Below are 26,940 nucleotides of genomic sequence, written 5' to 3'. Positions count from 1 at the left end.
GGAAGTCCAAGAAAAATAATTTAAACCTACTTTTTAATCCAATAACGAAACACCGCATTAAAAGACCCAAAAAGGGCAAACGCGGGAAAAGGAGTTCAACATGCCTAATTCAGCCATCGGTGGAGCAGGTCTACGAGGTCAAAGTGCAGGTACGACATCACTGTGTACTGTGGGTAAATCTGGAACGGGGTTAACCTATCGTGGTTACGATATTACTGATCTTGCCAACAACGCGCAGTTTGAAGAGGTTGCGCACTTGCTACTGCGCGGACATCTCCCCAACCAAAAAGAACTGGACGATTACAAGACGATTCTAGTCGGATTGCGTGGCTTACCTGAGCCGCTTAAACAAGCACTGGAGTTGATTCCTGCTGACGCGCATCCGATGGATGTCATGCGAACAGGTTGTTCCGTGTTGGGCAATCTCGAGCAGGAGCTTGATTTCTCAGACCAAGAGAAGGCAACTGAGCGCATGTTGGCGCTGTTTCCTGCCATTATCTGTTATTGGTACCGTTTTAGTCATGACGGTGTGCGTATTGATACCGCTGACCAAAGTGAAGATTGTATCGGCGGTTATTTCCTAAAAATGCTGACAGACAAAGCGCCTTCAGAAACGCACAAGAAGGTGATGCACTGCTCACTGATCTTGTATGCAGAACATGAGTTTAATGCCTCTACATTCGCGGCGCGCGTTTGTGCATCAACCTTGTCTGACATTCACTCTTGTATCACAGCCGCTATTGGCACTTTGCGTGGTCCTTTGCATGGAGGAGCAAACGAAGCGGCTATGGATATGATTCAAGATTGGCGAAGCGCGGATGAAGCAGAAGCGAACATCATGCAGATGCTTGCCAACAAAGACAAAATCATGGGATTCGGACACGCTATCTACCGCGAAAGCGATCCTAGAAATGCTTTGATTAAGCGTTGGTCAAAAGAACTATCCCAAGAAGTCGGCGATACCTATCTGTATGACGTTTCTGTGCGCGTAGAAGCTGTGATGAAACGTGAGAAAGGACTGTTTTGTAACGCGGATTTCTTCCACGCTTCTGCATATCACTTCATGGATATTCCAACTAAGTTATTTACGCCGATTTTCGTGATGAGTCGACTCACAGGTTGGGCTGCGCATGTTTACGAGCAGCGTGCGAACAATCGAATCATTCGTCCGAGTGCAGACTATGATGGTCCAGACGCAAGAGAGTGGACACCAATCGAGGCGCGTGACTAGCACGGTGTGAGGATGTGAGCATGTCGAAAAACACTATAAATTACCAATATCGAAAACCGCTACCTGGTACGCAACTCGATTACTTTGATACCCAGGCTGCCGTTAATGATATAGAAGCAGGCGCCTACGAACGCCTGCCTTACACGGCGAAAGTCCTTGCTGAAAACTTAGTTCATCGCTGTGAACCGTCTGGGCTTGAGGCATGCTTGTCTCAGCTCATATATAGGAAAAGAGACAAGGATTTTCCTTGGTATCCTGCGCGAGTCGTTTGTCACGATATTTTAGGACAAACCGCACTGGTCGATTTAGCTGGCCTGCGCGATGCCATTGCAAGTCAAGGAGGCGATCCAGCTGCCGTCAACCCAGTGGTTGAAACACAGCTAATCGTAGACCATTCGCTAGCGGTCGAGCACGCGGGTTATGACCCCGATGCGTTTGAGAAAAACCGAGCGGTTGAAGAGCGCCGAAACAAAGATCGATTCCACTTTATTGAGTGGTGTAAAACCGCGTTTGAAAACGTGAGTGTCGTTCCTGCGGGTAATGGCATTATGCACCAGATTAATTTAGAAAAGCTCTCTCCAGTGGTTCAGGTTAAAAATGGGGTGGCATACCCAGATACGTGTGTCGGCACCGACAGCCATACGCCTCACGTAGACGCGCTTGGCGTTATCGCAATTGGGGTTGGCGGGCTAGAGGCTGAAACCGTGATGTTGGGCAGACCTTCAATGATGCGCTTGCCTGATATTGTCGGGGTAAAACTCACCGGCGAACGTCAACCGGGTATCACGGCGACCGATATCGTTTTGGCCCTGACAGAGTTTTTGAGATCCCAGAAAGTCGTCTCCAGTTACTTAGAGTTCTTTGGAGAAGGCACTAAGCAGCTCACGATTGGCGACCGAGCAACGATTTCTAACATGACGCCTGAGTATGGCGCGTCAGCGGGTATGTTCTACATCGACGAGCAAACTATTAACTATCTGAAGTTAACGGGTAGAGATGACGAACAAGTTAAACTTGTCGAGCAATACGCAAAGCAAACAGGGTTGTGGGCGGATGAGTTAGAAAACGCTGAGTATGAGCGAGTCCTTGAGTTTGATTTGTCTAAGGTAGAGCGCACGTTAGCTGGTCCGTCTAATCCTCATAGACGATTGCCAACTGCTCAGCTCAATCAACAAGGTATAGCGGGAGAGTGGCAGCTACAAGACGATAAGATGCCAGACGGCGCGGTAATTATCGCAGCCATTACGTCTTGCACGAATACCAGTAATCCTCGCAACGTCGTCGCTGCTGGATTGATTGCGAAGAAGGCAAATCAGCTCGGCTTGTTACGCAAACCTTGGGTTAAATCGTCCTTTGCTCCGGGCTCTAAGGTGGCAAAACTTTACTTACAAGAGTCTGGTTTGTTGCCTGAGTTAGAGAAACTAGGCTTTGGGATAGTCGCTTATGCCTGCACAACATGTAATGGCATGAGCGGTGCATTGGACCCGAAAATTCAGCAAGAAATCATAGATAACGACCTATATACGACGGCCGTCCTCTCTGGCAACCGTAACTTTGATGGACGCATTCACCCTTACGCAAAACAAGCGTTTTTAGCGTCGCCACCTTTGGTTGTGGCCTATGCCATTGCGGGCACCATACGCTTTGACATCGAACGCGATGCGCTCGGTTTCGATTCTTCGGGTAAGCCGATATACCTCAACGATATTTGGCCAAGCGATGAAGAGATTGACGCTGTTGTGAATACTCACGTTAAGCCTGAGCAGTTTAAGCAAGTCTACTTACAGATGTTTAAGGTTAATGATGAGCAAACCAACTCAAACCCACTATACGACTGGCGTGAAAAGAGCACCTATATTCGCCGCCCACCATACTGGGAAGGGGCACTTGCCAAGCCTAGAACGTTAAGTGGCATGAGACCGCTGGCCATCCTTGGAGATAACATTACCACTGACCATTTGTCGCCATCTAACGCTATCTTAGCGTCCAGTGCAGCGGGTGAATATCTCACGAGTATGGGGGTGCCTGAAGAAGACTATAACTCTTATGCTACTCACCGAGGGGACCACTTGACTGCACAGCGAGCAACGTTCGCTAACCCGAAACTGTTTAATGAAATGGTCCGTGAGAATGGTGAGACCGTCCAAGGCTCTTTAGCTCGTGTTGAACCTGAGGGTAAAGTGACGCGGATGTGGGAAGCGATAGAAACCTATATGACTCGCAAGCAACCACTCATCATTGTTGCGGGCGCAGACTACGGTCAGGGCTCCTCAAGAGATTGGGCTGCCAAAGGTGTACGGCTGGCTGGCGTAGAAGCGATAGTCGCCGAAGGCTTTGAACGTATCCATCGCACCAATCTAGTCGGCATGGGTGTGCTCCCTCTGCAATTTAAAGATGGTACGGATCGCAATACCCTAGGTTTAGACGGAACTGAAACCTACGATGTGGTTGGTGATATCGCTCCTGGCTGTGATTTAGCGCTGGTCGTTACAAGATCTAACGGTGAAAAGTTAGACATCGCCGTCACTTGTCGCCTTGATACAGCAGATGAAGTAGCGGTGTATTCATCTGGCGGCGTACTGCAGCGTTTCGCGCAAGACTTTCTCGCGAAATAGGAGGGACTTAATGATGACGAAACAAATCAGAGTTCCTGCGACTTACATGCGAGGTGGCACCAGCAAAGGGGTCTTCTTCAATCTATCGGACTTACCTGAAGAGGCGCAAGTATCAGGAGCGGCGAGAGACCAGTTACTCATGCGCGTCGTTGGTAGTCCGGATCCTTATGCAAAACAGATTGATGGCATGGGCGGCGCGACCTCGAGTACTAGCAAAACTGTGATCGTCTCAAAAAGCAATAAAGAGGGGCACGATATTGATTATCTGTTTGGGCAGGTTGCAATAGACAAAGCCTTTGTTGATTGGAGCGGTAACTGCGGCAATCTATCCGCCGCAGTAGGTCCTTTTGCGATACAAAGCGGCCTTATTAGTAAAGACAAGCTCCCGGAAAACGGGTTAGCCGAAGTGAGAATCTGGCAGGCGAACATCGAGAAGACCATAGTCGCGAAAGTCCCTATGGTTGATGGTGAGGTGCAAGAGCTTGGTGATTTCTTGTTAGATGGTGTCACATTTCCTGCAGCAGAAATTGCCGTAGAGTTTGTCGATCCTAGCAGCAGTGAAGGTTCCATGTTCCCGACGGGTAATTTAATCGACGATCTAGATGTGCCAGATATTGGGACGTTTAATGCCACCATGATAAGTGCAGGTATCCCAACCATTTTTATTGATGCATCTGAGTTGGGTCTTAAAGGCACAGAGCTACAAGAAGATATCAATGGTTCGGATGATTGGCTTAAAAAGTTTGAAACCATCCGTGCTCACGGAGCGTTGAAAATGGGGCTAATCGATTCACTGGAGGAGGCGGCAACAAGGCAGCACACCCCCAAAATTGCTTTTGTGTCTAAGCCGAAAAATTACACATCCTCAAGTAATAAACCTATCCAAGTAGACGACGTCGACCTATTAGTAAGAGCCATGTCGATGGGTAAATTACACCATGCCATGATGGGTACCGCGGCGGTTGCCATTGCCTGTGCTGCCTCTGTCGAGGGTACGGTGGTTAATATCGCCGCTGGTGGCGGTGTACGTGATGGTGTCACGTTTGGGCATCCCTCTGGGACACTTAAAGTAGGAGCGGTGGCATCGAAGTCTAATGACAGTTGGTCAGTGGACAGAGCAATCATGAGCAGAAGTGCAAGGATCCTTATGGAAGGTTGGGTTCGTGTACCGTCAGATACGTTTTGAGTGAAAAGACGTTTACTAATTTAGAGACATACTGGAGGACGCATTATGTCTGCATACCAAAAAGAGTATCAATGGGCAGAGCAGCAACCTGAGTCATTTTGGGAGCACCAAGCAAGCAAAATTGATTGGTTTGAAGCGCCGAAAACGATCTTAGCGAAAGATGATAACGGAATCGAGCGTTGGTATCCCGATGGCGTTATGAATACGTCTTGGCTAGCACTTGACTATCACTGTGAGCAGGGGCGAGGTGATAACACTGCACTCATTTATGATTCACCGGTAACAGGGACGAAACAGAGCTATAGCTACCAAGAAATGCGCGATAAGGTCGCCAAAATAGCGGGTATGCTTGCTGCTCAAGGTGTCGTGAAAGGTGACCGAGTTATTATATACATGCCTATGATTCCAGAAGCGGCGATGGCGATGCTGGCATGTGCACGCCTGGGGGCTATCCACTCTGTTGTGTTTGGAGGCTTTGCTCCGAACGAACTCGCGGTGCGAATCGAAGATGCGGAGCCGAAGGTCATCATGACGGCGTCTTGTGGTATCGAAATTAATAAGGTGCTGCCCTACAAGCCTCTTGTCGACCAAGCCATTATGGACAGTCGATGGAAGCCAGAAAAAGTGTTTGTCTTGCAAAGACCTCAATGTGTTGCTGAGCTAAATCAGGAGCGCGACCTAGATTGGGGAGACAAATATCAAAAGGCACTTCCACACGATTGTGTAGCCGTGTTGGCAACCGATCCACTCTACATTCTCTACACTTCTGGCACCACAGGCAAGCCGAAAGGCGTGGTGCGTGATAACGGTGGCCACGCTGTTGCTATGAAGTACTCCATGAGTGCTATTTACAATATGCCGACTGATGGTGTGTTTTGGGCAGCGTCGGATGTCGGTTGGGTAGTAGGGCACTCATACATTGTTTACGCCCCCTTGATTCACGGTTGTACTTCAATTCTGTTTGAAGGTAAGCCGGTTCGAACGCCCGATCCCGGCGCTTTCTGGCGAGTGTGTGAAGAATACAAGGTAAAGGTACTTTTCTCTGCACCAACCGCATTTCGAGCCATCAAGAAAGAGGACCCTGAGGGTACCGAGCTAGATAAGTACGACCTAAGCTCTCTAGAAAGTATCTTTATGGCGGGTGAAAGGCTCGACCCTCCAACGCTTGAATGGGTTCAGCATCACACCCAAAAACCGGTTATTGACCACTGGTGGCAAACAGAAACGGGTTGGGCCATTTCTTCTAACCCGGTAGGTATCGAGTCAATGCCAATTAAAGCAGGTTCTTCAACGAAACCGAGCCCAGGCTTTAAAGTGGAGATCTTGAACGAGTTAGGGGAGCCAGTCGGACCTAACCAGCAGGGCTTTGTCTCGCTTAAGCGACCATTGCCACCGAGTTGTTTAACTACGGTGTGGCGCAACCACGATCGATTTGAATCCGGATATCTAAGCCAATTTGAAGGCTACTACGTTTCGGGTGACGGTGGTTACCTCGATGAACAAGGTTATCTGTTTATTATGGGGCGCGTCGACGACGTCATTAACGTGGCAGGGCATCGCCTATCGACTGGTGAAATGGAAGAAATTGTCGGTGGGCACCCCGCAATTGCCGAGTGTGCCGTAGTGGGTGTTCATGATGACCTCAAAGGACAACTTCCACTTGGTTTAGTGGTGCTTAAAGATGGTGTGAAAGTAGATAGCCATGATCTCGAGAATGAACTGGTTGGTAAAGTTCGTTCTGAAATTGGTGCCGTTGCTTGCTTTAAACATGCTCTAGTGGTGGATAGGTTACCGAAAACACGTTCAGGTAAGATATTGCGCCGCGTCATCCGACAGATTGCCGATGGTGAAAGCTACACCGTACCGTCGACAATCGATGATCCAGCGAGTCTATCTGAAATAGAAAAAGCGCTGCATACCAATTAGCGCTGGTCCATCTCAACCGAACTCATGTGCCACATTTTGAGCACATGGTTCGGTTCTTCGCAGGTACCAAACAACATCTGATATTTCGGAATGAATGGTTCACCGATATAAGTGGTACGACTAAACTTACCTGTCTTAAGATCGACTTGTGTAACGACTCTGCCTTTGAAGTTTTGAAAAATGACAAACTGACTGCTTTTAAACACCAATTGCTCTTGGTAGAACCAAAACTGGTCGGCAGTAGTATTCAGTTGGCATTTTAGCGGGAGCTCAGCGTGAGCATTACCACTTCCGAATGTTGCGACGAAAATCAATAAAGACAAAGGCATAAAGCGCAGAAACTTCATAACAATCCCCTATAATTTTCTTTAAGTATAGTGATATTTTCCCCAAGGTTTTTTTCAGACGATATCCTTAGGTTTTTTTATTTGCACATCCCTGACAAAACCCTCACACTATGCGCACATTTGTGACTGACATATTAATCAAGTTAACTCGAGCGTGTGGCTATGGATTCCAACAGCATTACTCTTCGATCTGCGACGGAAAAAGACCTTTATACGCTCAATGATCTGATGTTCGAATTACACGACCATCACCATAAAGCAGTCCCTAATGACTTTAAGTCTGCCAATGAAGTCCAAGAAGAAAAGAGTATTGCTCGTTACTTAGATTCCCCGGAGTGCTTGGTGCTGGTAGCGACGATTACCTCCGATAATAATCAAATCATTGTCGGCTTTGTCACGGCTCAGTTTTGTGAATTAACATCTCCAATTAGCAAGCCCAGTCTAGTGGGGAATGTTGATGAGTTATATGTCTTGCCCAAGTGGCGTCAACATGGTGTCGCAGCTGCCTTGCTAAGAGAAGCCGAAACAAGGTTACAGCAGCTCGGAGCAACCCAGATTATGGTAGAAGTTTGGGACTTTAACCAATCAGCGCTGAATCTGTATAAGAAGCAGGGATTTTTCCCTCATATTCACTGTCTTAGAAAAAAAATATAAATTAGGAATGTTTGTGACTCAGTTTTTGAGCCATTGGTTTTATTTGTGCTTGCTTGCGCTTTTTACTGCAAACCTAAGTTTTGCATCACAACCTAAGGTTAATTCAAATACCTCACAGGAGGTGACGTCGAAAGATCTCGCAGCCTCTGTACAAAATCAGAGTGATACGGCACTCAAACCACTCGATCCTTCAATTCGAGGATCGCTATGTGTTGTGCGCAGCGATAATCGAATCTTACTGGTTCATGAAATTATTACGGGTAAATGGTCACTTCCTGGCGGCACAATCGAAAACAACGAAGACCCCAGACTCACTGCACAGCGCGAAACGTGGGAAGAAGCCGGACTTGTCGTCGATGTAGGGCAAGAGCTTGGCAGAACAGACAAAGCGGTGTTTTTCGAATGTCATGTCGAGTCGGCGATTATTGCCTATGAGGCGAGTAGCTACACTAACGGCCTCGAACTTCCCATATACTTTGCACCACATTTTGGCGTGGAAGTAAGAAGTGCCTCTCTTGTGCAGCCTAAAGCGGTTCCGATTAGCGAATATCGTTATCCTAGTCAGTGGCCACTCGTGCAAGAGATGTATAGCCATGCATCCAATCAACCGCTGCAGTTTGTAGATAATCTCATTGATGCCGCACCACAGATTCACCAAATAGAACTAGGCTGGTTAGCAAGTGCTCAAGATATGATGGCTCAAGCATCCGACAGTGTTCGAGATGTGGTTATCTTTGGCGGAAGAATACTGTATGTACTTGTTCAGCCGCTATTCTTGATTGCATTTTTACCCCTGTTTATTTGGTTGTGGGGACGCCATTTTACCGCTCAGTTAATGTTCGCTGTTACGGCAACTTCTCTGTTCATACTGGTAGCCAAGCAAGGGTTTGGGTTCCCAGTACCTCATGCGTATTTGCCGTCAATCAATTATACCGAACGAAGTGGTTATAGCTTCCCAGATCTACTTATCGCAAACTGGGTGTCGATTTCTGCCATCGTGATCAGCCAAATTCAAGCGCGTTATCGAGCAGCTTTTATTACTGTATTCGTCGTAATTAGCTTCATTTTGGTGTTCTACCAGTTTATCAGTGGCGGAGCGTTTCTATCCGACATGTTGGCTGGCGCATTCCTTGGCTCACTTGTGGGCTGGCACTTTATTCGTCATGCACTGAGCCTTGCTGTGAGCGAAGACTATACATTTACGCGCACTAGGGTTTGGTTCATTTTGACGGTGGTAGCAGTGGCTCTTGTGCTTATTTGGCCTTTCCCTTCATTTTTAAGCTGGTTAGCTCTGTGTCTCGGCATGCTGTTGTTTGCTTTGGCGAGCAGTGTCTGTTCTCCTCGCTCAAAGATGTGTTTGCGAGAATTACTAACGTCATTGTTTATTATTCTCGGCGTGTTATTGGTCTATTTTCAGTTAGAAGCGGCGGTATCACACAGTGGGATCGGATCTCTGCTTTTGCACGTTCTCGTTATTCCGGTACTTATCATTGTGCCTGCGGTCGTGATGATTTTGTTTAGAAAAAGAGAAAGCGCACCTGGCGTAAAAAGGTAACTAGTAGAGCGAGTGGAGGCTTAACATAGCAGCGTCCAAATAACGGAGTTCACTATGATAATTGCTATGATCGCAGCGTGTTCTGCTTTTCTTTCTAGTTTAGGCATGCAGCTTAATGGCGCTGTCGATGCAGCGATGGAGACCATCGCGGACATTATGTTTATCTAGGCCAATATAGCCCTGGTTGAAGAGCTCTTCTCCGGATACATGTTTAGAGTTAAGTAATAAACAGCTTAACCCATCAACCTAAGTGTGGTTGATGGGTATGTTTTATCCTCTTACTCAAAGATGACACCCATTATTCTGTTAACGGTGCACTATTTAGAACGGATGAAAATCAGCATCGGCATCATAATCACAAACATCACTCCAACTAATTGGAACGTATGAACGTACGCAACCATCTGAGATTGTTCATGCAACATCATTTGATACTGTTGCAACGCCAGCGGGTCGGTCATTGATAAGCCTTGCGATGCCGCCCAGTTTTGCAGTGCAGGATTATAGGTATTAAAACCTTCGCTTAGCGCATGCCATTGCTGCTGGCTATCACGGTACTGGTAAGTAGTGGCAATTGAGATACCAAATGAGCTACCGATAGTTCGGAACAAGTTAAAGATACTAGCGCCCGCTACTGACTCTTCTCTTGGTAATGTCAGATACGCCAAAGACGATAACGTTGAGAAGGTCAAACCTAAGCCTAAGCCTTGAATAATACTTGGCGTTACAATCCAGAAAGTATCAATCTCCATCGAATACAGAGTCATGAGATACGAACCTATACCAATGCAGGTCAATCCAAATACTATCTTGAGTCGCGGATCAAACTGAGGATTCAGCCGAATCACTAGAATCAGCATACAAGCCGAGGCAAGACCTCTTGGAGCCATGAGCATTCCCGTTGTTGCAACCGGATAGTCCAGCAAGCTTTCTAAGAACATTGGCTGCTGAGTAGTCAATCCAAACATGGCCATGGAGACGACTGCCATCATCAGCGACGACACCATCAAGTTCTTATCTCGCAATAGCCAAAGAGGTGCAATGGGACTCTTAGTTTTCCAACTGCGATACGCCCACATAATCAAACCTATCACAGACAGAACAATTGCGGTTTGAATGATTCGGGAGTCTAACCAGTCTTCGTCATTACCTTTATCGAGGACAAACTGCAGCGCACCTACACCCAGTGCCATAAATCCAATGATCCACCAATCAAAGTTGGGTTTAAATTTATTCGATAGGTGAATGTATTTATAGATAAGCGCGGTACAAACTAAACCAAAAGGCAAATTCACATAGAAGATCCAACGCCAGTTGAGGTTATCCGTAATAACACCGCCAACAACTGGGCCTAGGATAGGCCCAAGCAGGATACCAATTGAAAAAATGGCCATGGCTTTACCTTTCTGCTCAGGTGGATAAATCTGAACCAAGGTAGATTGAGCCAAAGGAATAACCGAAGCACCGAACGCGCCTTGAATAATCCGGAATAGTACCATCTCTTCCAAGGAGCTAGCTTGACCACACAGTGCACTCGCGATAACGAAACCGATAACTGCAACGAGCATCACTTTACGCTCGCCAAATCGCGACACCCAGAAGCTGGTCATAGGGATAAAAATAGCTTCCGCCATACTGTATCCCGTTAACACCCAGGTAATTTGGTCCGCCGTTGCCCCCAAAGCTCCCATCATATGTGACAGTGACACATTCGCCACTGTCATATCGATTAAAACCATGATGGCAGACAACATGACCGCTACGGTAGCGATACCTCGTTTATCAGCGGTGATTTGATTGCTCATTTCGAGTTACTTTTCAGATCGACAGTCACCTTGACACTTGCACCTACACGAAGTTGAGGCGAGTTTTCTGGTACCTCCAATTTAAGTCGTACAGGGAAGCGTTGTTTGATTTTTACCCAATTACCTGTCGCATTTTCAGGGGGCATAAGAGAAAACGAGGTACCGCTGGCGGGCGATAAACTTTCTATCGTCGCGTTCCATACCAAATCAGGATACATGTCGATCTTGATCTCAGCCTTCTGACCTGGTTTAAGATGAGTGAGATCTGTCTCCTTGAAGTTAGCTCGAACCCAGTAGCTGTTGTCAATGATCACTGGAAACAGCGTTTGACCAACAGAAACAACCGTACCTACGTGCGCACTAACTTCACCTGATAGTCCGTCCACTGGCGAGGTAATATCGGTATAACTGAGGTTGAGTTCAGCTTGAGCAAGTTGCGCTGCTGCTTGTTGGACGATAGCAGCTTCCAGTCCTTGCTCACCTCGATTCGCAATAGCTTTTTCAACATTTGCTCTTGCTTGCTCTAGGCTTGCCTGAGCATTAGCTAATTTGTTCTTAGCAGTATCTAAGTCTTGTGGAGACGCCAATTTTCGAGTGACTAATGAATCAGTACGCTTGTATTCGATCTGCGCTTCGCTCAAGTTTGCTCGCGCAGCATCCAGTCCAGCAACCGCTTCCGTCACCTGCTTGTCAGCGACATCATGCTGCTGTACCGCTAACTGATATGCTGCTTTTGCTTGCTTTACTGCAAGTAAGTATGGTCGTTGGTCAATTCTAAGCAGCAAGTCGCCTTTGTTGATGCGCTGGAAATCCGCAACTTCAACAGAGACAACCTGTCCTTGAACCTGAGGAGCAACAGAGAGGATCTTCGCTCTAACATAAGCATCTTCGGTACTAGGATGACTGTCTGCATAGATCCATGACCAATACAGAGCACCAAATACTGCTGCACAAACAAGTAGAAAGAGAATTTTTGTCAAGCTAGAACGGGACGATTTTTTTTGATCGGAGTTATCACTCATTTACATAACCTACCTTTATATTTATGTGATCAGTGTAGGATTTTTTTATCACCAAACAATATTATGAGTTGAAACTTTATTAACCACTTTTACAGATTGAAAAATTCACTGAACAGTGTGCAATTGATATTAATCAAAATAGCTTATATCGATGAATTTTATAGGATTTAGTTGCTACGTTCGTATAAGTCTCGCGTTTGGTTTTAGCTACGCTGATGACCAGCGCGATGGCGTAATTGAGTCAACCGATGGCCTAACAGACTCTGAATCTAAAGTCGTTCGTAATATTCAAGCTTTGACCTACATCGTCAACAGCTGTAAGGGTAACGTCTACTCGTCGGTAACCCTGACCTGCAGTCTGAAACAAGTCTTAACTATGAGCACTATACAAGTTATGTCGACACCTATTGGTCGATGGAAGCTGGATTATTTAGAAATGAAATTTCTAATCTGATTGACCAAGACCTCGATAATCCAGTTGATAATGTAGGCGGTAGAGATGTCTATACCTACAAGAATATTGATGAAGCGATTATTCAGGGCGCTGAGTTCAGCATAGAGATACTAAAAAGGCCTGCATCTGCAGACCTTTTTAGTTTAATGGATAGATATAAAGCTTTACGCTGTGGTGGCGACACCAGATGCGTTCGACTTCGCTGCGAAGTAAAGCTTAGTCTCTTCAATGACGACTCCGCGCAACAGCACAAGACCAATCAGGTTTGGTACCGCCATGAGACCATTAACGATATCGGCAATCAGCCAGATCATATCTAGGTGTAAGAAAGCGCCTGATGCGACAAGACCGACGAAGATGATCTTGTACGGTAGTACTGCTTTGGTACCCATCAGGAATACTACACAGCGCTCGCCATAGTAGTTCCAGCCCAAGATAGTGGTGAATGCGAAAAAGATAAGCCCAATCGATACCAACATAGGACCAAAGTACTCTGCGTTAAGACCTGTCGCGAATGCATGTGTGGTCATGGCTGCACCAGCAAACTCACTTTGCCACGCACCTGTAAGGATCAACGCGAGACCTGTCATAGTACAGATAATGATGGTATCGATAAATGTACCTGTCATCGAGATCAGGCCTTGACGTACACAGCTATCCGTTTTCGCTGCAGCTGCTGCCATTGGAGCACTACCAAGACCGCTCTCGTTTGAGAATACGCCGCGTGCAATACCAGATTGAATCGCGAGCATAATGCTTGCGCCGACAAAACCACCCGTTGCAGCTGTGCTCGTAAAGGCAGACACGACAACAAGCTGAACCGCGTCTGCAAGTTTATCCGCGTTCATGATAATGACGCTTAAACACGCCAGCACATAGAACACCGCCATAGTCGGTACTACTTTGCCCGCGACTTTAGCAATGGATTTGATGCCTCCTAGTGTTACAAAAGCAACAAGCAGAGTTAGAACGGCAGCGGAAAGTTCGCGTGAAACACCAAATGAAATTTCACTCGCATCAAGGATGGCATTGACCTGTGGGAAAGTACCGATACCAAAGCAAGCGACACCTAGAGCGAAGACTGCAAACATAGTTGCAAGGAACTTAGAGCCAACACCATCACGCAAGTAATACATTGGACCGCCAAGCATCTGACCTTTGTCGTCAACTTTACGGTATTTCACCGCCAACAAGCACTCTGCGTATTTGGTCGCCATTCCAAACAAAGCGGCGAGCCACATCCAGAATAAAGCACCTGGGCCACCAAGTTTGATTGCTGTAGCTACACCTACGATATTACCTGTACCTATGGTCGCTGATAGTGCCGTACATAAGGCTGCAAAGCTAGAAACGTCACCATGCCCAGATTTGTCTTTGGTAAAGACAAGCTTTAAAGCAGTTGGAAGATGGCGGAACTGCAAAAGTCCAAGCTTAAAAGTAAAGTAGACACCCGTACCGACGAGCAAAATGAGCAGCGGTGGACCCCAAACAAATGAGTCGATGGTTTGCAGTAAAGATTGAAGATTGTTCATGATTTCCCCTTAATAAAACAAAACTTAAGGAGAAGAGAGAAAGGGCAGTTTGTCTCAAACGCATTCGCAGACGCAATGCATTAATGACGGTAACTAATCCGTGTCGCTAAACCTAGCAAAAAGCCAGATACTGAATTTAATGTTTTCAATGTTGCTATTCTCTCCTCTGTCCTTTTGCCTGAGAGTTTCACTCATCATTAGAAATGAGCTTGCTCCTTCGGCGACCGCTATCTACAAAAGTAGTGCGATTCTCTCCAGAGGTTCCTCCAACTACAGTCCTCACTTTATCCTTATCAATTGATAAGCTCTGATTTCTCAGAATAAAGCGCCTGAAAGATTTACTTCTTCGGCGGGTAGTTTTAACCAAACGTTAAATTTTGGTTAATTACCACTCTCCTGCAGCCTTCATCGGAACAAATATCTAGATACTAGATAATCTGTGACGGCAATCCTAGCGTAATTAATTAGCGATGTCATGAATAATTTTACAATTTTATTTGAGTAAATAGGGTAGCAAAGTCAACCATTTGGTATATTTGAAGTGTTTCTGACTTTAAACCTGTCGTTATGGGGTAGAGTAGTGATTTGTACAGTGCATTTTTGGAACACGTACCTTCCTACCTACTGGATTACCCTTAGTGCAAGGAGGTATCTATGACTCGATTACTAGCAATCGCTTTTCTTGTGGTATTAGCGTTTATGCTATTTCGTTATCGAACTAACGAGAAAGTACAGAAAGGTGTCGTCATCACCGTCGTGTCGGCGTTTCTGATATACACAGCAACGCTCGTTGTTTCCGAATTGATTCGATAAAAAGATTTCGCTCCCAGGAGTATAAGTGGATAAGCAATCAGAAAACCAACAGGTTGATAACGAAGAAGTAGTCGTTATCGAGCAAAAAGATAATAAAGCTCGTCTGTACATAGGGATCGCCGCGGTACTTGGTATTGCAACTGGCGGGCTTATTGGTGCATCGATTACGCAGAATGATTGGCAAAAGCGCTACACTGAGCTTGAAACGCGCTATCAGCAAACCCTAACACAGACTCAAAACCATGAGGCAACGCTTTCAGAGCAACTATCGATGGCGGAGTCTGAATCTCAGCTTAAGCTTCGTAAAGCTGTAGAAGAGAAGGTGGCTGAGCATCAAGAGCAAGTCGAGGAGTTAAACTCACAAATTGCTCAGCTAGAGCAGGACAAAACAGATCTTGCAAACCAACTCTCGAGTCAAAAGAAGCAATTGGTAAAAGAAGAGAAAAAGAATACTCAGTTGGCTCGTAAGAATGATATTCAAAGCTCTATGTTTGAGCAGTCCCAAGAACTGTTCAAACGTGAAGCTGAATTAAAGGCAGAGGTCGCGAAGCTAGAACAAGAGCGCGCCCAGATTACCCCTAACCTTGATAGACTTAAAAAAGACTGCGACTTGTACCTTGAAGGCACTTCTTGGGACGCTAAGTCTGACTCTTGCGAACGATACGATTCGGCAACGGCATCATTGAGTCAAATCGAACAAATGCTTAAGGTTCACAATATGGATCTTAACCATATCGCAACGCTTAAAACAGAGCTTGGTATTCAATAAGCATTGCCTCTTACACTCCTCTTTTACTCAATTTATCAATAGGTTGATGGACTTGATATAAAGGGGAGTCGTTTGGCATAACCTCGATTTACATCAAACCTAGATGTAACTGATACGTCACTCTGTGGATCTTCTTCTCTCCTAACTCGAAGATCTCATCTCAATATCTACTTCTCTAAATCTCTCGATCTAGACTGGTCATAACCGTAAAGAGAGAGGGGATAACCGTGTCTATAACACTTAACCGGGTATCGACCATTATTGCGCTCGTGGCAATATCCGCCACCGCAAACGCAGAGGGTCATCAATATCTACCGAAGCCGCCAAGTGTGACTAACGCTCTGGAGTACGATCAAAACGTTGATTTAGAGAACTACTACGTCAGTGAGAAGTTAGACGGAGTGCGAGCAATCTGGACGGGAAAAGAGCTGGTAACGCGTTCAGGGCGAGTATTGAACGCGCCCAACTGGTTTATTCAAGCTTTACCAAACATATCGGTAGAGGGAGAACTTTGGGCTGGGAGAGGGGCCTTTAGTCAAGTTCAAAAGACGGTGCTGGATAAAACACCAAGCGATAAGCAGTGGCAAGGCATTACGTTTATGTTGTTCGATGTGCCGGGTCACTTGGGTACCTTTGAACAGCGTTATGAATATCTCACAACTTACTGTAATTCATTACCATACACACACATCCAATGTGTCGAGCAAAAGCTTATCGCCACACATAAAGAGTTGGCATCGCTCCTTGTGGATGTCACTGAGTATGAAGCCGAAGGTCTGATGTTAAAGGCGCGGCATGAGATCTACCATCCTGGAAGAAATAGCTCGTTAATCAAGGTCAAAACGGTTCAAGATACCGAAGGCGTTGTTGTCGGATATAAGCCGGGGAAGGGGAAATTTAATGGTGTAATGGGCGCACTGCTTATTGAGATAAAGGGTGGCGTGCGACTGTATGTTGGAACAGGGTTCACCGATGAAGAGAGAAAGCAGCCTCCAGAAATTGGTAAAATCGTTACTATCAAACACAATGGATGGACTGATAATGGCGTACCTAGGTTTGCTAGATTTCATCGCATTAGAGAGCAGGAGTAGGGGCTAGTTATTTCGAATGGATGACAGAGAGCGCCCGCAGCGTTCAAACAACCCTTTCCAATATTTAACGTGCTCTCTACTGGTCTCCTTAAATTCAAGGTGTCGCTGGTGAAGGCTGTAGACATTAGCGTCGCTTTGAGAGAGCAAGGCGGAAACGAACTGCGTTTCCTGAGCGATAGCTTGATACTCAGAGTCAACATAGGATAAATATGGCTGTACTTCTTCGACAAACACATTGTTGAAAACATTAACAAGGTATTTAAATCGAGATGAATCTCTGTTCTTACCACAAATAATCTGGTCATCGTATGTGTTGAGCTGGTTGGTAATGGTGCGCATCCAATGTGCGCTCGCTTCTAATGAAAAGGCTAGGCGACCGATGACATTATTCTTCTCTAATTGTTCTTGGTAAGGTGCGAGCAGCGGAGGGCGCTCAATCGTTGCCCGGTCGCTTGTCGCAATGAACTGAGCCACTTGATTAAATGCAGTTAATGATTCGCGCACTTGGAGCGCCGCACTCCCTTTATTGGCTACTAGCCAATCGTGCCCGTTGAGTTGTGAGCGCATTGCATCACTTGTATAAACGAGGTTGAAGAAATAGTCCGGCAGGTACTGATACTTAACGCTCAAAATATCTTGTAAGCTCGTTTTGAGCTCTAATTCGATTTGGTTCGAGGCTAGGCATCGTTCTAATCCATCAATGAGCTTTAATTGATAGTCAAAATTTCGAAATTGGTCCTGCACCTTACCTAATACGGAGTTTCGCTCCGCAATAAGTCCGAACAGCTGACATTTACGAAGTTGGTAGCTATCAACAAGTCCCAGCGTTGTCCTAGGTATCTCTTTAGTGAGCTCTCTTTTCGATGGGAGTTCGACAAGAGTCAACTCAGGAGAAGGCAGCAAGTCACTCTCTTGAACATTCGCTATTCTCTCTTGATAGTCAATAAACTTAGCTGATGGGCTATCGTTGAAACAACCAGCGAGCATAACCGGTGCAAGCAAAAGGCTTGCGCGCGTCATAATGTTAGCGGAAAGAGAGTAGCGTTCAGGTCTCATAATGGTTTCTAATTGAACTCTAGCAGTTGTATGTTTTTACAAGGGTTTGTACGTAAGGATAGAGCATTTATGGTCATACCTGGCGTTGAATAACTCAGTTGTAGCATTGGGCAAACTGCATTACCTCTCACAACCCCAACAATGAATATCCGCTACTATGATAAACAGAATGAAGAAATAAGGAGCCGTGATGAGCGATGAAGTAAAGTTAGACTATGTAGAGTTTGCAGCCAAAGACCTAATAAAGACAAAGCAGTTCTTCACCGATGCGTTTGGATGGGACTTTCAAGATTATGGCGATGAATACAGCGCGTTTTCTAATCAGGGACTTAATGGCGGTTTTTATAAAGCAGACATGTGCTCTGTGGCAAGCAAAGGCGGCGCGCTGTTGGTCTTTTACAGCCCCTCGATTGAAACAACCTACGATAAGGTCGTAAAGAGCGGCGGTGTGATTGTGAGAGAGATCTTTGACTTTCCAGGTGGGTGCCGCTTCCACTTTAGTGAGCCAAGCGGTAATGAATTTGCCGTTTGGTCGGAGTCGCGATAACAAAAAGGCTCTGGCGATAAACCAGAGCCTTGCCATTTTGAGTGTTTATAAGGTTAGTAAACGACTTTTACCTTCTTTGCACACTCTACCGCTTCGTCGATAGCGGTCTCTAAAGATTTACGCTTTGTCAAAATGACACCTAGGCGACGGCGACCATCAATATCTGGTTTACCAAACAAACGAATCTGTGTTTGTGGCAGTGATACTGCGTCTTCAATGCCCTCAAAGCGAATGTTGTTTGAAGTCCCTTGACCCAAGATAACCGCTGATGCTGCTGGACCATATTGGGTGATACCATTTACCGGTAAACCAGTAAACGCACGTACGTGAAGCGCGAACTCAGACATATCTTGAGAAATCAGTGTGACCAATCCCGTGTCGTGTGGGCGAGGAGACACTTCATTAAAGATAACCTTGTCACCTTTAACGAACAGTTCAACACCAAAGATACCGTAACCACCCAGTGCGTTTACAACTTGCTCAGCGGTGTATTCTGCCGCTTTTCGCGCGTTCTCAGACATGACTTGTGGCTGCCATGACTCGCGGTAGTCACCGTCTTCTTGACGATGCCCTACCGGTGCACAGAAATGAACGCCATCAACCGCTCGAACGGTAAGCAAGGTGATTTCGTAGTCGAAGTCGATAAAGCCTTCAACGATAACGCGTCCTGCGCCAGTACGGCCGCCTTCTTGAGCATAAGTCCATGCAGACTCAATATCCGCCTCAGTCTTGATGACACTTTGCCCTTTGCCAGAAGAACTCATCACCGGCTTCACAACACATGGTACGCCAACGTGAGCAACTGCCGCTTTAAAGTCGTCATAGTTGTCGGCAAATTGGTAAGGTGATGTATTAAGTCCCAGCTCTTCTGCTGCTAGACGACGGATACCTTCACGGTTCATCGTCAGCTTGGTTGCATTAGCCGTTGGTACGACATTCAGGCCTTTTTTCTCAAGCTCAACTAGCTTGTCAGTCGCGATGGCTTCGATTTCTGGAACGACGTACGCAGGCTGCTCTTTTTCGATGATAGCTTCGAGTGCTTCCCCGTCGAGCATATCCAGTACATAGCTGCGGTGAGCAACTTGCATAGCAGGGGCATCTGCATAGCGGTCACAAGCAATGACTTCGAGACCGAGACGCTGACATTCGATGGCAACTTCTTTACCAAGTTCACCTGAGCCCAACAGTAATACACGCGTAGCATTTTCACGAGTAGCAGTACCAAACATATAATATCCTTGATCGTTCATGAGGAAGAATTGCGGTGGATCATACTGGAATTAACCAAGAAAGCAATCGTTTGCGCGGGAAATTACCATTCCTTTTCAATAGACATAAAAAAACAGCCCCGCTACTAAGCGGGGCTGATAAAAAGGTTCGAATTCATATCATTACAACGAGATGTACTCGAGTGGAATGTCTGGATCAATGGCCTCAAGAGTTGCTTGAGTGTCTGCAAGGTGGCTAATTTTCCCAGATGCCATCTCAGCAAGTGCGACTAAACGAATAGATTCGAATGATTCACCATCAAGTAATAACTGCATAAACGCTACTTGAAGTGGAGGAAGGCTCGGGTTGAACGCCGCGTTTTCAGCATAAGCACCCTGGTATACCTTTCCGCTTTCAGTCGCAATAGCAACGCCACTTAAGTTTTGTGTGTAAGGAGAGTGGCTTCTATTGAGGGCATCAACTGCCGACAAGATCAATGCGTCTGTCTCTTCAGTCGATAAACCGTGCTGTTTTGGGCTCATCAGCGCATCAGTAATGCCAAGATCTTTAGGACCAAAAGACTCAGGTAGATACTCTTGAAGTGTCATCGCGTCACGTTGAGGCAATTGAACAACTAAGGTATCTGCTGTCGTAAGTTCATTCATAAACTGACGACAGTGACCACATGGACTGTAGTTAATAGTGATGTCTTTAAGACCAGTTTCACCCTTCATCCAAGCGTGGCTAATCGCAGACTGTTCAGCGTGAACAGTTTGACCCAATTGCGCGCCAATGATTTCCATGTTGGCACCGAAATATAACCGACCCGACAAACCGCGAACGATGGCACCGACATAAAACTCTGAAATTGGTGCGTAGGAGTAAGCGGCAGCAAACGGGAGTAGAGCGACACGAAGTTCATCGTCTTCGAGTCCTGAGATTGCCAATAACTCTTCAAATTGCGACTTAGAAATCGTAGCGTCGAAGTCGGACGCAGTAATAATAGGCTTTAGAAAGTTTGCAATATGTTCTGGGATTTCGGCCAACTCAGAATCAAAACGATCAGTCATGCGGTTTCCTATGTAATTGGACGTTTTCTTACATTCTAAGCAAGTTTTGAAGAAGTAAAGGTGATCGTTGTCACATATTAAAGTGCAATGAGTGTAACGTTATCATAATAAGAGTGATGTCACACAAATTATGGATTGGTGGGATCCACCAATCCACAATCGTGCTTAGGTAAGTCTAGGTTAAGAGATGAGGTGTGTAAGCCAAATTGAAAATGCGAACATTGATGGCGCTAGAATAGAAGTAATGACACCACATATAACCAATGCCAATGAACTAAAAGCAGCGTCTCGCGGGTCTTTCTCCGCACTTGTCGCGGTCCCAAGTGCGTGTGATACCGTCCCCATCGTTAAACCTTTGGCGATTGGGTGGGTGACACCAAAGATGTTGTAAATTGGGTATGCCATTATGGCGCCAAATAGTCCGACAAGGAGTACTAAGATAGCCGCAATAGAGGGCTCTCCGCCCAAGTGACTGGAGACTTCCATAGCAATTGGGGTGGTTACAGATTTACCAAGTAAACTCGCAATTAGGTCCATATCTGCACCTAGCAAGACTGCGATGATTGATGCTGTAAACATTGAGGCAATACTACCTACACCACAAGCAAGCGCGATGATACGCCAGTTTTGACGAATCTGGGGAAGTTGTTCATAAAGTGGGTAAGCCAGCGCGACTACGGCAGGTTGCAGTAAATAACTGATCCATTCATTGTCCGCGTAGTAGGTATCAAACGATACGTCGAACCAGACTAGAACGGGGATCAATATTGCGATACTAATGAGTAGCGGGTTGAAGATCGGGTTTTTCACTTTCATTGCAACGAAGCGTGCGAAGAAAAATACCGCAACGGTAATAGGAAGCCACATATTATTTGTCTCCCTTTTTTAAGAAGCGATCGAGAAATACCGAAAGCGCGATCAATACGATAAAAGACCCACCAACGGCACTTGCCAAAATAGGTAGGGCATTTTCTACTAACATTTCAAAATGGTTCATTAATCCCACACTGATAGGCACGAACAGCAGGATCATATAACGAATAAACACGTGAGCACCTGGCTGCACGATGGACACCGGCATGGCACCAGTAGCAAGTGCAGTGAATAGGATGAGCATTCCGAAAACGCTGCCAGGGATGGAAACATCTAACAAGCTTTGGATCGCATTGCCTAGCCACAGAGAAATGAAAATGACAGCAAAAGACAGTAAATAGCGAAGCACGGTTTTGAGCATGGCTTCCTCTTAGTGATGAATAGTATTGCAACATATGGTGCAGCCACACAAGTGAAGAGTCGGAGGCTGCTTTTTAACTACGAGGATGGAGAAGTTAGGAAACGAGACGCTCCACGTAGCGGTAGACGGATTTTAGTATGGCGAGCTTCTTCTCGTCAGACTCATGTTCGTGAACTAAGTTTTCCATATTTAGCATGTAGTCTTCAATACGACTTTCGAAAAATTCACGACAATGATTTGCCCACTTCTGCTGCTCAGTCTCATCAAGGGTCCAAGCAAAATGGCGGGCTCGGTATCTAAACAACAGAGGTTCAATTCGAGAGTCGCTAAAACTAATGTCTAATGCGGATAGATTGTTCGGGTCGGTATCTCGAATAATATCCATCGCACTGCGATCTGCAGGTGTAAAGAAACCACTGTAGAGCTGAGTATCAACGTCATCATCGTTTTCAAACTCTCTTTCAATGCCATATAGCCCAATTAGCTTTTCTCGTATTTCTGGGTTCTGCTTGATGAGGGCAAGATTCTTCAAACATTGTTCTCTATCGATGCCGATCACACCTGCATTTTCTGCGGTTAGCGTTTTAGCTGGAGCAAGAATAGGGCATTTGTTTAGATGAATAAGTTTAAGTGGAACGGGCAGTTCACCTTCTGCTAGATCATCGTGTCTAGTGTAGAGCCTTTTGTGAAGTGCTTCGACATCTAAATCGAGTAACGGTTGAGGATCTTTGGCGAGATCGGCAACAATCACTGCATTTTGGTTTGTTGGGTGCCATGCAATTGGTACAACCCAGCTCGTGTATTGGCACTCTTTACCGAGCATTCCAGACACGTGCATAAGTGGCGTCATATTGACGATATCTACCAGCTCATTGAGTTTGCGTTTGGTTCGCATTGAGTAGAAGTAGTCGAACAACTTAGGCTGTGCTGCTTTAACTTTTTTAGCAAGCTCAATAGTTGCAATGACGTCAGCCATCGCATCATGTGCGTTTTCGTGCTCAATACCGTTCGCGACAGAAAGGTGCTCTAGCTTGAAACTGGTAAAGCCTTCCTCGTTTTCAGGCCACTCAATACCCTCAGGACGGAGAGCATGGCAGGCTCTCATTACATCGAGCAGATCCCAGCGTGAATTGCCATTTTGCCAGCTCCATGCATATGGGTCGATGAAGTTGCGATAGCAGGTATATCGAGTGACTTCATCGTCGAAGCGAATACTGTTATAGCCAAGACTTGTGGTATTTGGCGTCGCTAATTGCTCATGGATCTTCGCGATAAATTCAGGCTCTGGAAGCCCTTTTTCCTGACAAAGTTGAGGCGTGATTCCGGTAATCAGCGCAGCTTCTGGCGAAGGCAGATAATCAGCAGGTGGCTGGCAATAAATGACTAAAGGGTCGCCAATGATATTAAAGTCAGAATCTGTCCTTACACCCGCAAATTGACAAGGTCTGTCTTTCGCTGGGCTAACACCCCAAGTCTCGTAATCAAAGAAGAAAAAAGTGGGTTGGTGTTGGGACATTCGAAGTGCTTCCTTAAGTCGTAAAGTCAGCCGTGTAGTCAAGGCTTTCCAGTAGTCTCTTATTAGACCATTGCTGCTATTACAAGGCAATGAACAAAGAAAAATACCCCTATACTCGCTGCTTTAATCGCCAAACCATCATCAAATTCGAATAAAGATACAATACGGCGATTTGTTTACTATATTGAAAAGAAAATGCCGAGGTAGATCGCATGGTTAGAGTGCCATTTATCATCGCTTGCATATCCGTGCTTTTTGGTTGCGGCGACAAAGACGTTAAGTCAAATTTAACAGAAGAGATGTTGGTAGTGACAGGCTTACAACCTGGCGCGGGGCTTTTACACTTAGCAAACGATACAAGCGAGTTTGAGAACCACAACCTAAAGGTTTCTATTGAATCAAAACCAAGTGGCAAGCTGGCTATTAAATCTGTAATTAATAATGACGTAGATGCGGATGTCATCTTGGCGGCTGATATTGCTTACCTGGCTCATCAACATTTGCTACCTAATTATCGCGTTGTTGCAACTGTGTTTGACTCTGATAACGCAAACGGAATTGCTAGCCTCGAACCCTTCTTAGATATTTCAAATATCGAAAATAAAGTCCTTTGTACTCAATACTTATCTGCCCTGCATTTTTTTGGACAGACCCTTGTCGAGCGAAGTGGAGCTAAAAATGTCAGCTTCGAATTTGTAAATGTTGCAGAGCTAAACGAACGGCTCATCGATGGAGATTGTGATTACATTACCACTCGTGAACCTTTCATTACCGACCTAGCAGCAAAACAGGATGGGGCGGCATATGTGAAGTACTTCCCAGGTACTTACCTTCAGTATGAACTTGTACTAGTGCACAACCGTGTACCAGATGAAGTCGTGACCCGATTTTTAGGGGCATTGATTAGGGCTGAGTCTGTTATTGAAGAGCGATCAGACTATGCGCAGGCCGTACTCATAGAAAACCTGAAAACCGATCCTAAACAACTTGAGAAACTTCTCGAGGAGAGTGTTCTTTCTGTTTCTCTATATCAGCCTTTGGTGACGCTTTTTAATAGAGAACTTGTGTGGCTCAAATCTCATGGTTTGTATGAAGAAGCTATTGTAAATACACGTGATATGTTGCGCCCAGAACCTCTACGAGATGCAGCCCCTTTGAGGCAAACGATAATCGATTATGAAAATTAGCATTAAACAAATACTGACACTTTTTGTTGTTATCGTGGCTGGTTTCATGGGCGCGATGTTTTACCTGTCAGAGAAACAAGATGATGTAAAAGATGCAGTGCTTAAACTCGATGAAAAAGCGTTTAAAATTGGACAACAGGCATCACAATTGAACGTAATCGTTGCTGATTACAACTTATACCGTTCGCCAACATCACTTCTTCAATGGTCAGCGACTTTAGACAAAATCGAACGTCACTCAGTCCATCTTCTCAATATCACACACCTTGAGGAGAAAGTGTTGGCGAAACGATTGGACACGGATATATCTCGAATAAGAATGCAGTTTGAGTTACTGCGAGATGCGACGATCGACACGGATATTCAATGGATAACGATTAATCTCAATACGTACAGTCAAAACTTAATAACGCAGTTGCATAACTTGAGCCATGAGGCGAGGCAGATTGCGTCAGAAGACCTATCTAAGCTTTCTTATTACCAGTATATCGTCGTGACCATTACCGCGGTGTTCTCGATTGTATTACTGGTCATCTTATACAGCGCGTTAATACTGCCTTTAAAAGCCGTGAAGACTGAGCTTAAAAGAATTGGTGAGTGTTACGACCAACACGATCATCACTCATTCAAGAAATCACGCATTAACGAATGGCACGAGTTGACCCTTGATATAGAGGAAATGTATCAGCAACTAAAAACAACAACGGTTAGTAAAAAGGCTCTCTTAGACGAAGTAGAAATGAGAAAAGAGGCCGAAGATAATGCGAACTCCCAAGCTAGGACTGACTTCCTTACCGGGTTACCTAATCGACGAAGCTTTTTTGAGCACTTTGAAGCCTTGTTGGAGCGGCGAAATAAGCGGGCGTTCTTGTTGTTTCTGGACATCGACAACTTTAAATCTTACAACGATAACCTAGGTCATATTGCCGGTGATGCGATTCTCAATAAGGTTAGCGCTGCTGTCTTAGAAGTAATTAGTGTTAATGATAAAGTTGCCAGGCTTGGCGGTGATGAGTTTGCTATCTTGCATTTTGCCGACTCTGACGAAGGGGCACATGAGTTTGCTCGCTCGTTGCAACAGAAGATTCGAATGCCTATCGATTTCGAATCTACCCAATTACGCATCGATTGCTCTATAGGCATAGCCTGTTTCCCCGATGATAGCCTTGAGTTAAAACAGCTTCTATCATGCGCTGACACAGCAATGTACTTTGCCAAGCGAAACCCTGTAACAACGTCAGGAATTCAACGCTTTACTAGTGAAATTGGAACGGAAAGCAAGACCAACTTCAATCTATACCACCAATTGAGAAAGTCAGTGGAACAGCAAGACTTTGAAGTATGGTTTCAGCCTCAGATTGATATGACAACATTATCGGTAAGTGGCTTTGAAGCGTTGCTCCGTTGGAAAAAAGCTGACGGCAGCTATGTTAGTCCTAGTGAGTTCGTTCCTATGTTAGAGCGGACCGTCGATATAGTGAGAGTTGGGGAGTTAGTGTTTGAAAAGAGTATTGCGTTTCAGAGAAAGCTAGCAGCTCTTGGAATGGATCACTACGTATCAGTGAACATCTCAGTGGTTCAACTGGAACGGTCAGATTTTGTTGATTATCTACGAGCGCTGATCATAAATCAGGGGTTAGAAGCGAGTAAGTTCCCTTTAGAGCTTACTGAAACCGCCATATTTCAAAATAAGTCCGCTACATTAAATTCTCTCAATAAACTTAATGAGCTGGGCTTCTCCTTACAACTGGATGATTTTGGAACCGGTAATGCATCGTTGGATCTTCTGAAGAACTTTCCATTCTCCATTGTAAAAATAGACAAGTCTTTTACTCAAGAAGCACTAAACAAACCGGAAACCCGTGCGGTTGTCAAAGCTATCACTGGATTATCAAAAGACCTAAACTTCGATGTGATTATTGAAGGCGTTGAGACAGCCAAACAGCAAGCTTTGGCAAGAGAGTTCGGGATAAAGTTTGCTCAAGGCTATTTCTATGCGCAAGCCATGCCAATGGATGAGGCGATCGAATGGCGTGAAAATTATCAGCAGTATTCGGCAGCCTTATAGCATCAATTTTCTCTAAAATAGACATTTAGACGTCTAGACATTGACAAGTCTAG

The 26,940-nt window shown here is 45.5% G+C and carries 22 protein-coding genes, 1 pseudogene and 1 riboswitch; of the genes and pseudogenes, 13 read left to right on the top strand and 10 right to left on the bottom strand.

Features of this window, described 5'->3' with window-relative positions; genetic code table 11:
- Positions 1 to 100: 100 nt before the first annotated feature.
- The 4 genes from prpC to J4N45_RS08770 are packed head-to-tail and all read left to right on the top strand — an operon-like array spanning position 101 to position 6,958.
- Entirely contained in the window at positions 101 to 1,231 is a 1,131-nt protein-coding gene (gene prpC / locus J4N45_RS08785) for a bifunctional 2-methylcitrate synthase/citrate synthase (RefSeq protein ID WP_252014567.1), read from the top strand.
- A 20-nt stretch (positions 1,232 to 1,251) separates the two neighbouring features.
- Positions 1,252 to 3,846 carry a Fe/S-dependent 2-methylisocitrate dehydratase AcnD gene (gene acnD, locus J4N45_RS08780; RefSeq protein ID WP_252014566.1) on the top strand — a complete coding sequence of 865 codons (2,595 nt, stop codon included), beginning with the start codon at positions 1,252 to 1,254 and terminating at the stop codon, positions 3,844 to 3,846.
- Positions 3,847 to 3,859: 13 nt separating this feature from the next.
- Entirely contained in the window at positions 3,860 to 5,032 is a 1,173-nt protein-coding gene (gene prpF / locus J4N45_RS08775) for a 2-methylaconitate cis-trans isomerase PrpF (RefSeq protein ID WP_252014679.1), read from the top strand.
- 45 nt (positions 5,033 to 5,077) lie between these two features.
- Entirely contained in the window at positions 5,078 to 6,958 is a 1,881-nt protein-coding gene (locus J4N45_RS08770) for a propionyl-CoA synthetase (RefSeq protein ID WP_252014565.1), read from the top strand.
- On the opposite strand, the gene J4N45_RS08765 is transcribed toward J4N45_RS08770, so the two are convergent.
- Complete coding sequence (locus J4N45_RS08765; RefSeq protein WP_394154458.1) at positions 6,955 to 7,305, bottom strand: hypothetical protein; 351 nt, start codon at positions 7,303 to 7,305, stop codon at positions 6,955 to 6,957. The two genes, J4N45_RS08770 and J4N45_RS08765, sit on opposite strands and share 4 nt — an antisense overlap.
- A gap of 162 nt (positions 7,306 to 7,467) precedes the next feature.
- Between J4N45_RS08765 and J4N45_RS08760 the strand changes: the two genes are divergently transcribed.
- Positions 7,468 to 7,959 carry a GNAT family N-acetyltransferase gene (locus J4N45_RS08760; RefSeq protein WP_252014564.1) on the top strand — a complete coding sequence of 164 codons (492 nt, stop codon included), beginning with the start codon at positions 7,468 to 7,470 and terminating at the stop codon, positions 7,957 to 7,959.
- Between the two features lie 13 nt (positions 7,960 to 7,972).
- Positions 7,973 to 9,514 (top strand): bifunctional NUDIX hydrolase/phosphatase PAP2 family protein, encoded by a 1,542-nt coding sequence (locus tag J4N45_RS08755; RefSeq protein ID WP_252014563.1) that lies wholly within the window; start codon positions 7,973 to 7,975, stop codon positions 9,512 to 9,514.
- A 317-nt stretch (positions 9,515 to 9,831) separates the two neighbouring features.
- On the opposite strand, the gene J4N45_RS08750 is transcribed toward J4N45_RS08755, so the two are convergent.
- The gene (locus J4N45_RS08750; RefSeq protein WP_252014562.1) at positions 9,832 to 11,319 is read right to left on the bottom strand and encodes an MDR family MFS transporter; all 1,488 of its coding nucleotides are present in this window, start codon (positions 11,317 to 11,319) and stop codon (positions 9,832 to 9,834) included.
- The gene (locus tag J4N45_RS08745) at positions 11,316 to 12,341 is read right to left on the bottom strand and encodes an HlyD family secretion protein (protein ID WP_252014561.1); all 1,026 of its coding nucleotides are present in this window, start codon (positions 12,339 to 12,341) and stop codon (positions 11,316 to 11,318) included. Before J4N45_RS08745 ends, J4N45_RS08750 begins: the two co-directional genes overlap by 4 nt.
- 351 nt (positions 12,342 to 12,692) lie before the next feature.
- On the opposite strand from J4N45_RS08745, the pseudogene J4N45_RS08740 reads away from it, so the two are divergent.
- Positions 12,693 to 12,839: pseudogene (locus J4N45_RS08740) on the top strand (hypothetical protein); the annotation flags it as partial.
- A 120-nt stretch (positions 12,840 to 12,959) separates the two neighbouring features.
- On the opposite strand, the gene J4N45_RS08735 reads toward J4N45_RS08740, so the two are convergent.
- Entirely contained in the window at positions 12,960 to 14,327 is a 1,368-nt protein-coding gene (locus J4N45_RS08735; RefSeq protein WP_252014560.1) for an alanine/glycine:cation symporter family protein, read from the bottom strand.
- A gap of 156 nt (positions 14,328 to 14,483) precedes the next feature.
- Positions 14,484 to 14,595, bottom strand: a riboswitch (glycine riboswitch).
- 386 nt (positions 14,596 to 14,981) lie between these two features.
- On the opposite strand from J4N45_RS08735, the gene J4N45_RS08730 reads away from it, so the two are divergent.
- From J4N45_RS08730 to J4N45_RS08720, 3 genes are all read left to right on the top strand, one after another.
- Positions 14,982 to 15,140 carry a hypothetical protein gene (locus tag J4N45_RS08730; protein ID WP_042472795.1) on the top strand — a complete coding sequence of 53 codons (159 nt, stop codon included), beginning with the start codon at positions 14,982 to 14,984 and terminating at the stop codon, positions 15,138 to 15,140.
- A gap of 25 nt (positions 15,141 to 15,165) precedes the next feature.
- On the top strand, positions 15,166 to 15,909 hold the full coding sequence (locus J4N45_RS08725; protein ID WP_042472798.1) for a chromosome partitioning protein ParA: 744 nt from the start codon (positions 15,166 to 15,168) through the stop codon (positions 15,907 to 15,909).
- Positions 15,910 to 16,136: 227 nt separating this feature from the next.
- A complete protein-coding gene (locus J4N45_RS08720) occupies positions 16,137 to 17,000 on the top strand; it encodes a DNA ligase (RefSeq protein WP_252014559.1) in 864 nt (287 codons plus the stop codon).
- A 3-nt stretch (positions 17,001 to 17,003) separates the two neighbouring features.
- On the opposite strand, the gene J4N45_RS08715 is transcribed toward J4N45_RS08720, so the two are convergent.
- Positions 17,004 to 18,056: a DUF3080 family protein gene (locus J4N45_RS08715; RefSeq protein WP_252014558.1), complete on the bottom strand. Its 1,053-nt coding sequence runs from the start codon at positions 18,054 to 18,056 to the stop codon at positions 17,004 to 17,006.
- A 190-nt stretch (positions 18,057 to 18,246) separates the two neighbouring features.
- Between J4N45_RS08715 and J4N45_RS08710 the strand changes: the two genes are divergently transcribed.
- Entirely contained in the window at positions 18,247 to 18,603 is a 357-nt protein-coding gene (locus J4N45_RS08710; protein WP_252014557.1) for a VOC family protein, read from the top strand.
- 53 nt (positions 18,604 to 18,656) lie between these two features.
- On the opposite strand, the gene purT is transcribed toward J4N45_RS08710, so the two are convergent.
- From purT to sbcB, 5 genes are all read right to left on the bottom strand, one after another.
- Positions 18,657 to 19,832, bottom strand: coding sequence for a formate-dependent phosphoribosylglycinamide formyltransferase (purT, locus tag J4N45_RS08705; RefSeq protein ID WP_234495938.1), 1,176 nt, complete (start codon positions 19,830 to 19,832; stop codon positions 18,657 to 18,659).
- 162 nt (positions 19,833 to 19,994) lie between these two features.
- Positions 19,995 to 20,882 carry a cytidine deaminase gene (gene cdd / locus J4N45_RS08700; protein ID WP_252014556.1) on the bottom strand — a complete coding sequence of 296 codons (888 nt, stop codon included), beginning with the start codon at positions 20,880 to 20,882 and terminating at the stop codon, positions 19,995 to 19,997.
- Positions 20,883 to 21,062: 180 nt separating this feature from the next.
- Complete coding sequence (locus J4N45_RS08695) at positions 21,063 to 21,749, bottom strand: LrgB family protein (RefSeq protein ID WP_252014555.1); 687 nt, start codon at positions 21,747 to 21,749, stop codon at positions 21,063 to 21,065.
- Between the two features lies 1 nt (position 21,750).
- Positions 21,751 to 22,116: a CidA/LrgA family protein gene (locus J4N45_RS08690; RefSeq protein ID WP_234495941.1), complete on the bottom strand. Its 366-nt coding sequence runs from the start codon at positions 22,114 to 22,116 to the stop codon at positions 21,751 to 21,753.
- 94 nt (positions 22,117 to 22,210) lie between these two features.
- Positions 22,211 to 23,632 carry an exodeoxyribonuclease I gene (gene sbcB, locus J4N45_RS08685; RefSeq protein WP_252014554.1) on the bottom strand — a complete coding sequence of 474 codons (1,422 nt, stop codon included), beginning with the start codon at positions 23,630 to 23,632 and terminating at the stop codon, positions 22,211 to 22,213.
- 212 nt (positions 23,633 to 23,844) lie between these two features.
- On the opposite strand from sbcB, the gene J4N45_RS08680 reads away from it, so the two are divergent.
- Together J4N45_RS08680 and J4N45_RS08675 are read left to right on the top strand one after the other, a co-directional pair.
- Complete coding sequence (locus J4N45_RS08680) at positions 23,845 to 24,819, top strand: ABC transporter substrate-binding protein (protein ID WP_252014553.1); 975 nt, start codon at positions 23,845 to 23,847, stop codon at positions 24,817 to 24,819.
- On the top strand, positions 24,809 to 26,887 hold the full coding sequence (locus J4N45_RS08675; RefSeq protein ID WP_252014552.1) for a putative bifunctional diguanylate cyclase/phosphodiesterase: 2,079 nt from the start codon (positions 24,809 to 24,811) through the stop codon (positions 26,885 to 26,887). Before J4N45_RS08680 ends, J4N45_RS08675 begins: the two co-directional genes overlap by 11 nt.
- The last annotated feature ends 53 nt before the right edge of the window (positions 26,888 to 26,940 follow it).

The sequence above is a fragment of the Vibrio sp. SCSIO 43140 genome, from assembly GCF_023716585.1.
In the GTDB taxonomy this organism is placed as follows: domain Bacteria; phylum Pseudomonadota; class Gammaproteobacteria; order Enterobacterales; family Vibrionaceae; genus Vibrio; species Vibrio maritimus_B.
Note: the sequence above shows the minus strand (reverse complement) of the source record. Positions and strands in the feature narration are given on the sequence as shown.

Bases quoted from the DNA above. Each gene is read 5' to 3' on its own strand.
- prpC (WP_252014567.1), top strand. From the start codon at position 101: ATGCCTAATTCAGCCATCGGTGGAGCAGGTCTACGAGGTCAAAGTGCA.
- acnD (WP_252014566.1), top strand. From the start codon at position 1,252: ATGTCGAAAAACACTATAAATTACCAATATCGAAAACCGCTACCTGGT.
- prpF (WP_252014679.1), top strand. From the start codon at position 3,860: ATGACGAAACAAATCAGAGTTCCTGCGACTTACATGCGAGGTGGCACC.
- J4N45_RS08770 (WP_252014565.1), top strand. From the start codon at position 5,078: ATGTCTGCATACCAAAAAGAGTATCAATGGGCAGAGCAGCAACCTGAG.
- J4N45_RS08765 (WP_394154458.1), bottom strand. From the start codon at position 7,305: ATGAAGTTTCTGCGCTTTATGCCTTTGTCTTTATTGATTTTCGTCGCA.
- J4N45_RS08760 (WP_252014564.1), top strand. From the start codon at position 7,468: ATGGATTCCAACAGCATTACTCTTCGATCTGCGACGGAAAAAGACCTT.
- J4N45_RS08750 (WP_252014562.1), bottom strand. From the start codon at position 11,319: ATGAGCAATCAAATCACCGCTGATAAACGAGGTATCGCTACCGTAGCG.
- J4N45_RS08745 (WP_252014561.1), bottom strand. From the start codon at position 12,341: ATGAGTGATAACTCCGATCAAAAAAAATCGTCCCGTTCTAGCTTGACA.
- J4N45_RS08735 (WP_252014560.1), bottom strand. From the start codon at position 14,327: ATGAACAATCTTCAATCTTTACTGCAAACCATCGACTCATTTGTTTGG.
- J4N45_RS08730 (WP_042472795.1), top strand. From the start codon at position 14,982: ATGACTCGATTACTAGCAATCGCTTTTCTTGTGGTATTAGCGTTTATG.
- J4N45_RS08715 (WP_252014558.1), bottom strand. From the start codon at position 18,056: ATGAGACCTGAACGCTACTCTCTTTCCGCTAACATTATGACGCGCGCA.
- J4N45_RS08710 (WP_252014557.1), top strand. From the start codon at position 18,247: ATGAGCGATGAAGTAAAGTTAGACTATGTAGAGTTTGCAGCCAAAGAC.
- purT (WP_234495938.1), bottom strand. From the start codon at position 19,832: ATGTTTGGTACTGCTACTCGTGAAAATGCTACGCGTGTATTACTGTTG.
- cdd (WP_252014556.1), bottom strand. From the start codon at position 20,882: ATGACTGATCGTTTTGATTCTGAGTTGGCCGAAATCCCAGAACATATT.
- J4N45_RS08695 (WP_252014555.1), bottom strand. From the start codon at position 21,749: ATGTGGCTTCCTATTACCGTTGCGGTATTTTTCTTCGCACGCTTCGTT.
- J4N45_RS08690 (WP_234495941.1), bottom strand. From the start codon at position 22,116: ATGCTCAAAACCGTGCTTCGCTATTTACTGTCTTTTGCTGTCATTTTC.
- sbcB (WP_252014554.1), bottom strand. From the start codon at position 23,632: ATGTCCCAACACCAACCCACTTTTTTCTTCTTTGATTACGAGACTTGG.
- J4N45_RS08680 (WP_252014553.1), top strand. From the start codon at position 23,845: ATGGTTAGAGTGCCATTTATCATCGCTTGCATATCCGTGCTTTTTGGT.
- J4N45_RS08675 (WP_252014552.1), top strand. From the start codon at position 24,809: ATGAAAATTAGCATTAAACAAATACTGACACTTTTTGTTGTTATCGTG.